This is a genomic window from Hyphomicrobium sp., from assembly GCF_009026145.1.
Classification (GTDB): Bacteria; Pseudomonadota; Alphaproteobacteria; order Rhizobiales; family Hyphomicrobiaceae; genus Hyphomicrobium_A.
Genome location: NZ_WBUE01000009.1, coordinates 133308 through 142117 on the forward strand (window position 1 = coordinate 133308; position 8810 = coordinate 142117).

An 8810-nucleotide genomic window follows, 5' to 3' on the forward strand; every position below is an offset into this window, starting at 1 on the left:
CTTCCGCCTCTGGCGAGGCTCTGAGAGCCTATGAAAACAGCAAGGACGACAGGCGGCGCCGTCCGTCTATCGCCGCGGGATCCTTGAAACCCCAAGCCTCGAAAAGTTGCACCAATTGCTTGCGCGCCGCCTCGTCGTTCCATTTGCGGTCGCGCCGCACAAGCTCAAGCAGATGCTCGACCGCCTCTGCCTTCTGTCCTCGCGCCGCCAGCGCCACGGCCAGATCGAAGCGCGTCTGCAGATCCGCCGGATTAGCCTTCAGCCGCTGCTCCAGCTCGCTCCGCTGGTCCGCCTGCCCGGCTTTACGCGCCAGCTCCAGCGCCGCCTTCACCTGCTCGACGGCAGCGATCTTCTTGTCGTCCGGCGACACGAGCGCAATCATCTGCTCGGCGCGATCGATGTCGCCCGTCTGCAGATAGCAGCGGGCCAACCCGGCAAGCGCTGCCGCATTCTGCTTGTGCTCCTGCAGGACGGCGGCGAAGATCTCGGCTGCGGCCTGAACGTCGCCTTCCTCAAGCGCCTGCTCGGCGGTCGCCAGCACAGTGGCAACGTCGGCCTCTGCATCCTCTCCGACGAGGCGGTCGACGAAGGCACGAACCGCACTTTCAGGCTGCGCGCCCATGAAGCCGTCGAGCGGCCGGCCATCGCGAAACGCGTAGACGGTCGGTAGCGACTGCACGCGCAATTGTCCGGCGATGCCCGGGTGCTCATCGACGTTGATCTTAACGAGCCGCACCTTGCCGCCGTAGCTCTTAACGACTTTCTCGAGCACAGGCGTCAGTTGCTTGCACGGGCCACACCAAGCCGCCCAGAAATCGACGATCACCGGTACCGTACGCGACGCCTCGATAACGTCTTTGGCGAAGCTTGCCGTCGTCGAATCCTTGACGATGCCGGCATCGCTGGCGCCACCCGGCGATGCCTTCAACCCGAATTCCATGCCTCTTCTCCTCGCGGCGCGGCACTAAGCTTAGCGCCTGCCCCCACTCAATAGCAAAAAACGCAACTGGCGGTCCAAATTGAGGCCCGCGAGCGGCTTTCCTTGACCCACATCGTCACGCTGGGCGTGACCTGCAAGTCATGCTGGCGCCGGATTTTTCCGCCACCACCCGCATATCTTAAGAGCCGTTCGCCATGGCGCCGCCGAGCACGGTAATTCTCGGCTCGTGACCGCAAGCGCGAATGAACCGCAAAAGGTCGTCGCGCGCAATGTTGGTCGTCGCCGCGTTCTCGAGCGGATGGCAATTTATAGTTTCATGCTGCATCAGCTCCGCATCGAACACGAGATGCACCCGCTGCCTTGTGTCGTTTATTACGGCAAACGCCGTCACCGAGCCGGGCGGCACGCCCAGTGCGTCGAGCAGCAACTCCGGCTTACCGAAGCTGAAGCGCCCGGCCCCCAGAGTCCGCGCCAAAGCCTTGAGATCGACGCGCGTCGAAGCCATGGCAACCACGAGAAACAGCGAGCCGTCCTCGTCCTTGAGGAACAGATTCTTGGTATGTGCCCCCGGGAGCTCCCTTTCGAGCCGACTGCTTTCGGCCACCGTGAACACCGGCTCGTGCTCCACCGTCGTGGTTCTTATGCCGAGCTCGGCGAGTCGGGCGAAGAGGTCTTGGCGGGATGCTGGCATGGCTTGGGGCGCTCGGGGCTGGACGACTACTAAAACAACTCACGGGTCCTCGCCAATCGGCTTTGCCGCGGCTTTCCCTGCTTTCCTCTTGTCACCCGCTTGCTGGCCGATTTGGCCAGCGGTAGCATTAAGGTCGTGACCGCAGGAGATATGATGCTCACGAGATCCCTCGCCCCACTCGCAGCCGTCGCCGTGGCACTGCTCACATTGGCCGTGCTGCCGTGTCAGGCCGCCGCCCAGGATCGATGGGCAGCCATCGCCCCCAACCTGGAGAACTCGTCATCGGTGGTTTGGGCAACCAGCAAGGACCAGGCAAAGAAGCTCGCCGTGCTCGCCTGCAAGCAGGTTTCCTCGACCTGCGCAGAAACGCCGGCCAGCACCAACGGCATGGACCATGTGTTTGCCGTCATGTGCTGCACCGACCCCAAGACCGGCTGTGCGGCGGCCGTCGGCGCCACGCGCGAGATCGCCCTCAAGGAGGTCAAACGGCTGTTCTCGGAGGGCGGCTACTCGCAGTGCAGCCTCAAGAGCTATTTCAAGGCCGGAACGGGCGAGAAGGGCTAGGGGAAGGCGTATTGGGGGAGAGGGACGCCATGGCGGCTGCGGGTGCTTGCCAAGGCGGCGCAGTTGCGCCATAAGGCGGGTCCGCCGCTACTCGCGGCGCCAAATACCCTAAAGGATGCGGGCGTAGCTCAGGGGTAGAGCATCACGTTGCCAACGTGAGGGTCGTGAGTTCGAATCTCATCGCCCGCTCCAATCAATCCCATTCTATTGGAGTTCGCTAACGGCCGTCGCCTGTGAAGCAGAGCATCCGTTCAGGCGCGCCGCAACGGCCGTCACTAGCCGAGCGCGGCTGCAGGGGCTTCGTTGGAAATATTGGAAGTCCCTTGGAGAGCTGAAATTTGGCTCAACTGGTACCTCGCCATTTGACCTTCGCGAGCAACTCCTCAAAGGTTTGCCGTTCTTCAGGGGACAGCGCCGAGGCATCGATGCTCTCCTCAATCCGAAATTTGGTTGCTGATGCACCCCTCCCCTTGCTGTAGCCGCGAGCAGCACCTCTCCTTGTCAGGTAGAACATCGCTGCTCGGAGCTGCAAGACGGGGTTAGCGTCGGATAACATCCGCCTTACTACCACGGTTTCGGCAATGTCGAGTTTCTCGAATTCTATCTCGACCTTGGCGTCGGCGATCTCTGGATACCTTGCCAGGTAGTTGGCGATCGTCGAAGGAGCACAACCAAGCATTTTAGCGGCTGCGAGGTTCACACCTCCGCTTGCCTCCAGGGCAGCGATCACCTGCTGAGGAGTGAACCTTTCCGCTGCGCCTCTCTGGCCATTGACTCCCTTCGACCTCGACTTTCGTTTTCTCAAACTGATCTCCCACCAGTGCCGCACATGCAGGCGTGCTGCTATCGGGCACCCAGCTACGTGCTGCTTATCTGTCTGCAGGCCGGTCTATGTGAAAACTCCTGGACCGTCCCGGTCGTGTGTAGCGGTCGGGACGTCCTTGTTGTGGTGCGGGGCCTGGCGTGGTTAGTCGGCCGGCAGGAGGTGTGGCAGGCCATGGCATGGCCAAAGACTTGGAGCGTGCAAACGTTGGTGGCGGATTCCCAGTCGCACGCCCATCCTAGTCTGACGATAGTCTCATCCACTGGAGACAACCTTCTTCGCGCGGCTCGCCTCTTGCTTCTGGCGCTACTACGGCAAGTGGTGCATCCGGGCGATCGATGATGACCAGACGATGTTCTTCGCCGACAGCGCGCCACACAAGGTCAAGTTCGACATCGAGCTCGTCCACTACGGCTGATCATCGGGCCGTCTGAGCGCCAGGCGGGCGAGTCTGCGCATGCGTTTGGAAAATCCGCGCTTGATCCGTCGCAGCTTCCCGCGCCGCCAGCTGTGAATGCCGCGGTTGCGCGAGAAGGCGTCGTACTCGTCGCCGTTCTTCGTTCCTCGGTTGCCGGTCATGGCGCTATTCTGCCCTAAGCGTCCTCGAGCTCGACCGCAACTCTGCCGGTCCTGCGCTTGGCAGCGCGTACGCCAATCGTGACGTCCTGGCCCAGCTTGGTCAGCGCCGTCATGAGCTTCTCGACCGAGTAGCCGCGGAAGTGTCCGCGCAGGACCTTCGAGAGGTCGCCCTGGCTGATGCCGATCTTCTCCGCAGCTGCGGTTTGGGTCAGCCCCTGAGCCTTGATGATCTGGCTCAGCCGGATCACGAGATCGGCCTTGACGGCGTGCTCAGTGGCGTTCGGGATCCCGATGTCGGCGTAGACATTGCCGCTGCTTTTGGTGACGGTGATCTTGCTCATTTGGTTTGCTCCTTCAGGCGAGCTTTCCAGTCTTCTTCCGCCTTCTTGAGGCGCGCCTTGATCAGTTTGACGTCTGACTGTGGGGTCGCGATGCCCTTCTTCGATTTCTTCTGAAACACATGCAGCACGTAGACGGCGCCGGCGAACTTCACCGTGTAGACGGCTCGGTAAGTTCCACCCTCGTCGTTCTCGACTACCTCCAGAACACCGGCGCCGCCGAAACAGCTTAAGGCCTTCGCGGCCTCATGCTTGAGGCCGCGCTGGGCGAAATCGAGGGCAAAGCCAAACACGTCCTGCACCCCATCGGGGAGGCCGTCGAGATCGCGTTTGCTGGAGCCAATCCAAAGCAGCGGTTTGCGAACGTCTGACACTCCACAGTCTATGGGCAAATTACCATAACGTCAAGAGGGTAGGCATGGCAACCGATCTCGGCGTGACGGTGATCGCCCAGCAGGGCGACATGCTCGATTACCTGGTCTGGAAGAATTACGGCCGCCAAGACAGCCGGCGCGTCGAGCAGGTCCTCGATCATCCGCGCAACGATGACCTACATGCTCCACATCAAGGATCCGCTGGTCACATCCACGTTCAAGTTCCGGCGCCAGCATAATCGATCATGTCGGAGGGCTCCAACATCCAGGGCCGCGTGGTTTCTCTCGAGGCCACTGATAGTGAGGCCAACGGGTCCGATGGTCATCGGCGACCGCAACTGCGAGGTCGTGCCTTGATGGCACGCGTTTTGGCGTTCACCAGGCCAGTCGGCGAACACGTCGCCGCTCTCTTGGTGACGCCGATCTTGCTATGTCTCCTCGGGCTTGCTTTGATCTTCGCGTATGCCCGGGCGTTCTCGGCGAGCGTCTTCGAGAGATCCTGGTTGCGCTGCAGGTGAGCCACATCTCGGCGCTCATGCGAAAATAGCGGATAGCCTGATCATCGTGTCCGGCTGTGATGCTGCGCTTGCGGCGATGATCTCTGGTTTGCCGGGATGCAGAGTTCTCATGCGAGCGCGCTGGCGCTCATGTTGAGGCGGGATCATGCACTCGTTGAGTAGGATCTCGCCCCGAGCGTGGTGATGCGGATGCGCTTCATATACTGATCCTCAACGGTAGCCGACAATCTGCCATTCCTGGGGGCCCTCAGCTTCTGCAGGTGATGGCTGGGGAAAACGTCTTAGATCATCGAGGTTCCTGAAGTCATCAGGATCGATCTTCCGCCTGGCAACAGCATCGAGCGAACGCCACTCTGCTGGGCATATGCGCTCGCGCGAGAAGCGCCAGGGTTTTCTGGCCAGCAAAGGTCCTGATCACTCGACGCAACATCAGGCGCAGATGGCTGCAGCATGATGATCCCCGGGCGGCAGCAAAGCCAAGTTGTGAGGAATGGAATTTTGAGGTCGACGTGCCGCATCGGACGTGCTGGAAATGCCACCTGGGAAATTGGCGAAATGCCTGTCCAGAGGTGGATCGGTGAGGAAGACCTCAATCAATCACCCCGGCAAGGCGCGACGCGAGGCACGTGGGCCGTGTCGCTTCACGCAATCCGATCTAGCGCGTGCCATCCGGGCCGCGAAACAGGAGAAGCTCGACATCGCGGCAATCCGCATCGAGCCGGACGGCACCATCCTGATAGTTCCCGGCACTCCACAGTCCGTGGCACACTTGGAGCCCAACGAATGGGACGACTGACCGCATGGGCGAGACCACCCCGCGGCTCCCTGCGATCAGGCGCGATCACCACAGAGAGGTAAATGTTCCGCATGACAGGTGTGGTTTTGTACACAATCGTATGAGTTTCGAAATCAAGAGACGTCTCGCTTGAGAGGCCCTAGGTCGGACAGAGGAACGTCGATTTACAGATCGATCCAAAGTCGGTCGATGGGGCCTCGCAATAGAGTACCGTCTCGGTTTGAGATTATTTCCGGTTGAGTCCTGGTTGACACGGACGCCGAACCGACGCCTGCTTAGCCCAAAGTATGGAGAGAGCGCATGGCGAGGGGATTGTACCGCGTCAAGGATGGCTGGGGCGGCGAGGATAGCGCTTGGGTCGTGTACGAAGACCCTTCACGGCTATACGAACTCCCAGCCAGCCTATATGCGGCGCAGGGATATCAGCCGCCGCTACCGACTCTGCCCGTTTACGACGACACGCCCTCTAATGCTTAGGGGAAGCAGCTTTCGGAACCGCTAGCTCGGGACTCTGCACGTCGGGCTGAGAAGAAGGGCTGTCGCGACACCGCGGGGTGTTAGGTTTTGGGCAATCGCTCCTCGAGCAGCTGGCGCAGAGCCGCGATCTCGCCCTTTACGCCCTTGATCTCGCCCATCATCTCGCCAAAGCCGAGCGCAAGCTTCTTGTTGAGTGTCTCGACCTTACGCTCCAGCGTCGTGAACCGCTGTGTGTGGACGGCCTGCTGCTCCTTGATCTCGGCCAGCTCGCGGTCGATCCGCGAAAACCTGACGTTCAGGATGTCGGGGATGCTGTCGACCATCTGCTCCAAGTCGCTCACGCGCTTCTCAATGTTAGCTGTCTGGCGCCCTCTTTTAGTGCCCATTTAAGTCCTCGGGAAGTGCCCGCGAGTTCGGAATCGAGCTCGTCCCCTACGGCTAAGGGGGCGTGCGCTGCGAACCTTGCCGTCCTGTTGCCCGTGATGCAATGTGCGGTCACCAAGGTAGGTCCGCCAAGATGGGCAGTCGATGACCCCTCGCGGCTATATGAGCTCCCAGCCAGCATATATGCGGCGCAGGGACACGCCCCCAAATACATAGGGAAGCAGCTTTCGAGACCCATATAGCACTGATCTCGGCGTGACGGGGCGACATCGTCGCACCGCAAGGTAGAGTTCGACATCGAGTTCGTCCACTACTGCTAGGCCGCCTCGGTCTCAATCTTCCGCGTCTTGATTTTGGCGTAAGCTTTGCGCTTCCCGACGACCTCTTTCGTCAGGTCGTGCATCGCCTGCAGGTTCATCCAGAACTCAGCCGAGTTGCTGAAGTAGCGTGCGAGCCGGATCGCTGTGTCGGCGGTCATGCCGCGACGACCAGCGATCATCTCGGTGAGACGGTTTGCCGGGACGTCGATCTCGCTTGCAAGAGCGCGGGCGCTCACACCCAAGGGCTTCAGAAACTCCTCGTCCAGCATCTCGCCTGGGTGCGTCGTGACGCGCTTCATGGCCAATAGGCTAGGAGCCCGGTAAGTCTTCTTGGTCATCGGCTGCTCCTCTGCTGCACGGAGTCATTTATCCCACTACATGTTCGGCCTCGGCCAGCTTGAGCTGGCCGAGGCCGCCAACGGCAAGACGCGCGGGCTAGTCAGCGGCTTCGGACGGCTACTATGGCAAGTGCATCCGGGCGATTGACGACGACCAGACGCTGTTGTTCGCCGACAGTGCGCCCCACAAGGTCGAGTTCGACATCGAGCTCGTCCACTACGGTTGACGACAGATTAGCATCATGCCGCGAGGCGGCGCGACGACTTCCTGGTCTTCGGTCTGGCCTTCGACTTGGCCAGTGGATAGTGCTTCAGCAGCGGGTCGACCTGGATGCCCCAGGCGTCGCGCAGCTTGGCGATCTGAGCCTTGGAGAGATAGCGCTTGCGCGCCAGCACCTCGGAGGCGCGCGCCCGGCCAATGAGCGCAGCCAAATCTGTCTGAGTGCGCCCGGTCATCTCCATGATGGACTTGAGGTACGGGATCGGCTCCGGGTCCTCGATCGGGTAGTGCTTCTCCTCGTAGGCAGAGATCAGCGTCGCCAGGATCTCGAAGCGCGCTTCCTCCACGGAGCCGGTCTTGGGCTCCTTATCGAAATACTGCTCTATCTCCCGGAGCGCCCACTCGTAGTCGTCCTCGGTCCTGATGGGGCGAATGTCGATCTTCATCACACCTTCTCCGCGTCAATCTTGTCGTACTCGGCATGGGTGCCGACCCATTTGATCATCGCTCGGCCGTACTTGAACGTGAAGCGCACCACGAGCCGGTAGTTGTTGCCGCCCATGTTGAACACCATCCGTCTGTCGCCGATCTGATCGGCCGACCTGTAGTCCTGCTTGACGTCGTGCGGCGACGTCCACGTGGCCCTCGATGCGAGCTTGTACCAGCTCTTGAGCGGCTGCTCGGCCGGCGGATGCAACTTCCAGAAATCGCGCAGCTTCTTGAGCGAGATCACGTGCATTCCAAAAACTAGCATGTTTCCAAATTGGGAACAAGTGAAAAGCGGCTGGAGCATAGGCGATGGCAACCGATCTCGGCGTCACGGTGATCGCTCAGCAGGGCGACATGGTCGACCTCATGGTGTGGCGTCACTACGGGCGCCAGGACGGCCGGCGCGTCGAGCAGGTCCTCGACCACCCGAATAATTACGACCTTCCGATCGTGACGAGATCCTGCCGATCGGCACGCGGGTCTACATGCCCCACATCGAGGAGCCGCTGGTCACGTCCACCTTCAAGCTCTGGGGATAACCGTGACGCCAGCATATTCGATCATGGCCGGCGGCACCAACATACAGGGCCGCGTTGTTTCGCTCGAGGTCGCTGATACCGAGGCCAACAAGTCCGATAAGGCGGGCATCGGCATTGATGACCGCAACTGCGAGGTCGTATTGCCCGCCAAGGGCGCGTTGCTCATGAGTTGAAGCCATGCCGAAGACTCGACTCCGAGGCCAGAAGGGATTTGTTTACGCGAGTGTCCCTAAAGCTGAGCGTGGCACTGGGTTCCATCCCCGAGCGGCAGCGCGAAGCGTTTCGCCAGAAGTTTGAACCGCTCCGGGTTTGTCGGAGGCTCCAGATCTTGAGAGATTGGAGCCATGGAGAATCACCAGACATCCCGCAAGTTCTCGCCGGAGGTGCGTGAACGCGCCGTCCGGATGGTGCTCGAGCATC

At 60.9% G+C, this 8810-nt stretch carries 15 protein-coding genes and 1 tRNA gene; 6 read left to right on the forward strand and 10 right to left on the reverse strand.

What is annotated here, in order from left to right:
- Window positions 1–28: 28 nt before the first annotated feature.
- Together trxA and F9K20_RS09705 are read right to left on the reverse strand one after the other, a co-directional pair.
- The gene (trxA, locus tag F9K20_RS09700) at window positions 29–940 is read right to left on the reverse strand and encodes a thioredoxin (RefSeq protein ID WP_291000555.1); all 912 of its coding nucleotides are present in this window, start codon (window positions 938–940) and stop codon (window positions 29–31) included.
- Between the two features lie 178 nt (window positions 941–1118).
- On the reverse strand, window positions 1119–1631 hold the full coding sequence (locus tag F9K20_RS09705) for a prolyl-tRNA synthetase associated domain-containing protein (RefSeq protein ID WP_291000559.1): 513 nt from the start codon (window positions 1629–1631) through the stop codon (window positions 1119–1121).
- Window positions 1632–1784: 153 nt separating this feature from the next.
- Here F9K20_RS09705 and F9K20_RS09710 point away from each other — a divergent pair, with 153 nt between their 5' ends.
- Window positions 1785–2195, forward strand: coding sequence for a hypothetical protein (locus tag F9K20_RS09710; protein ID WP_291000562.1), 411 nt, complete (start codon window positions 1785–1787; stop codon window positions 2193–2195).
- Window positions 2196–2312: 117 nt separating this feature from the next.
- Window positions 2313–2387 (forward strand) — tRNA-Gly (locus tag F9K20_RS09715).
- Between the two features lie 151 nt (window positions 2388–2538).
- Here the strand turns inward: F9K20_RS09715 and F9K20_RS09720 are convergent.
- The 4 genes from F9K20_RS09720 to F9K20_RS09735 all read right to left on the reverse strand — a co-directional run bounded on the left by F9K20_RS09720 (window position 2539) and on the right by F9K20_RS09735 (window position 4309).
- Window positions 2539–3000: a hypothetical protein gene (locus F9K20_RS09720; protein ID WP_291000565.1), complete on the reverse strand. Its 462-nt coding sequence runs from the start codon at window positions 2998–3000 to the stop codon at window positions 2539–2541.
- Window positions 3001–3426: 426 nt separating this feature from the next.
- The gene (locus F9K20_RS09725) at window positions 3427–3597 is read right to left on the reverse strand and encodes a hypothetical protein (protein ID WP_291000568.1); all 171 of its coding nucleotides are present in this window, start codon (window positions 3595–3597) and stop codon (window positions 3427–3429) included.
- Between the two features lie 14 nt (window positions 3598–3611).
- Window positions 3612–3938: a helix-turn-helix domain-containing protein gene (locus F9K20_RS09730; protein WP_291000570.1), complete on the reverse strand. Its 327-nt coding sequence runs from the start codon at window positions 3936–3938 to the stop codon at window positions 3612–3614.
- Window positions 3935–4309: a type II toxin-antitoxin system RelE/ParE family toxin gene (locus tag F9K20_RS09735; protein WP_291000573.1), complete on the reverse strand. Its 375-nt coding sequence runs from the start codon at window positions 4307–4309 to the stop codon at window positions 3935–3937. Before F9K20_RS09735 ends, F9K20_RS09730 begins: the two co-directional genes overlap by 4 nt.
- 44 nt (window positions 4310–4353) lie before the next feature.
- Between F9K20_RS09735 and F9K20_RS09740 the strand changes: the two genes are divergently transcribed.
- Window positions 4354–4548 (forward strand): tail protein X, encoded by a 195-nt coding sequence (locus F9K20_RS09740; protein ID WP_291000576.1) that lies wholly within the window; start codon window positions 4354–4356, stop codon window positions 4546–4548.
- 856 nt (window positions 4549–5404) lie between these two features.
- Window positions 5405–5623, forward strand: a complete 219-nt coding sequence (locus F9K20_RS09745; RefSeq protein WP_291000579.1) for a hypothetical protein — start codon at window positions 5405–5407, stop codon at window positions 5621–5623.
- A 557-nt stretch (window positions 5624–6180) separates the two neighbouring features.
- Here the strand turns inward: F9K20_RS09745 and F9K20_RS09750 are convergent.
- From F9K20_RS09750 to F9K20_RS09765, 4 genes are all read right to left on the reverse strand, one after another.
- Window positions 6181–6441, reverse strand: coding sequence for a hypothetical protein (locus F9K20_RS09750; RefSeq protein ID WP_291000581.1), 261 nt, complete (start codon window positions 6439–6441; stop codon window positions 6181–6183).
- A gap of 359 nt (window positions 6442–6800) precedes the next feature.
- The gene (locus F9K20_RS09755; protein ID WP_291000600.1) at window positions 6801–7103 is read right to left on the reverse strand and encodes a HigA family addiction module antitoxin; all 303 of its coding nucleotides are present in this window, start codon (window positions 7101–7103) and stop codon (window positions 6801–6803) included.
- Window positions 7104–7382: 279 nt separating this feature from the next.
- Window positions 7383–7808 (reverse strand): XRE family transcriptional regulator, encoded by a 426-nt coding sequence (locus F9K20_RS09760; RefSeq protein WP_291000583.1) that lies wholly within the window; start codon window positions 7806–7808, stop codon window positions 7383–7385.
- Window positions 7808–8101: a type II toxin-antitoxin system HigB family toxin gene (locus F9K20_RS09765; protein WP_291000585.1), complete on the reverse strand. Its 294-nt coding sequence runs from the start codon at window positions 8099–8101 to the stop codon at window positions 7808–7810. Before F9K20_RS09765 ends, F9K20_RS09760 begins: the two co-directional genes overlap by 1 nt.
- A gap of 59 nt (window positions 8102–8160) precedes the next feature.
- On the opposite strand from F9K20_RS09765, the gene F9K20_RS21290 reads away from it, so the two are divergent.
- Entirely contained in the window at window positions 8161–8466 is a 306-nt protein-coding gene (locus tag F9K20_RS21290; RefSeq protein WP_367115838.1) for a tail protein X, read from the forward strand.
- A complete protein-coding gene (locus F9K20_RS09770; protein ID WP_291000588.1) occupies window positions 8393–8563 on the forward strand; it encodes a hypothetical protein in 171 nt (56 codons plus the stop codon). The genes F9K20_RS21290 and F9K20_RS09770 overlap by 74 nt, the downstream gene beginning before the upstream one ends.
- The last annotated feature ends 247 nt before the right edge of the window (window positions 8564–8810 follow it).

Excerpts from the sequence above, each read along its gene's own strand:
- trxA (WP_291000555.1), bottom strand. The coding sequence starts at position 940 with ATGGAATTCGGGTTGAAGGCATCGCCGGGTGGCGCCAGCGATGCCGGC.
- F9K20_RS09705 (WP_291000559.1), bottom strand. The coding sequence starts at position 1,631 with ATGCCAGCATCCCGCCAAGACCTCTTCGCCCGACTCGCCGAGCTCGGC.
- F9K20_RS09710 (WP_291000562.1), top strand. The coding sequence starts at position 1,785 with ATGCTCACGAGATCCCTCGCCCCACTCGCAGCCGTCGCCGTGGCACTG.
- F9K20_RS09725 (WP_291000568.1), bottom strand. The coding sequence starts at position 3,597 with ATGACCGGCAACCGAGGAACGAAGAACGGCGACGAGTACGACGCCTTC.
- F9K20_RS09730 (WP_291000570.1), bottom strand. The coding sequence starts at position 3,938 with ATGAGCAAGATCACCGTCACCAAAAGCAGCGGCAATGTCTACGCCGAC.
- F9K20_RS09740 (WP_291000576.1), top strand. The coding sequence starts at position 4,354 with ATGGCAACCGATCTCGGCGTGACGGTGATCGCCCAGCAGGGCGACATG.
- F9K20_RS09755 (WP_291000600.1), bottom strand. The coding sequence starts at position 7,103 with ATGAAGCGCGTCACGACGCACCCAGGCGAGATGCTGGACGAGGAGTTT.
- F9K20_RS09760 (WP_291000583.1), bottom strand. The coding sequence starts at position 7,808 with ATGAAGATCGACATTCGCCCCATCAGGACCGAGGACGACTACGAGTGG.
- F9K20_RS09765 (WP_291000585.1), bottom strand. The coding sequence starts at position 8,101 with ATGCACGTGATCTCGCTCAAGAAGCTGCGCGATTTCTGGAAGTTGCAT.
- F9K20_RS21290 (WP_367115838.1), top strand. The coding sequence starts at position 8,161 with ATGGCAACCGATCTCGGCGTCACGGTGATCGCTCAGCAGGGCGACATG.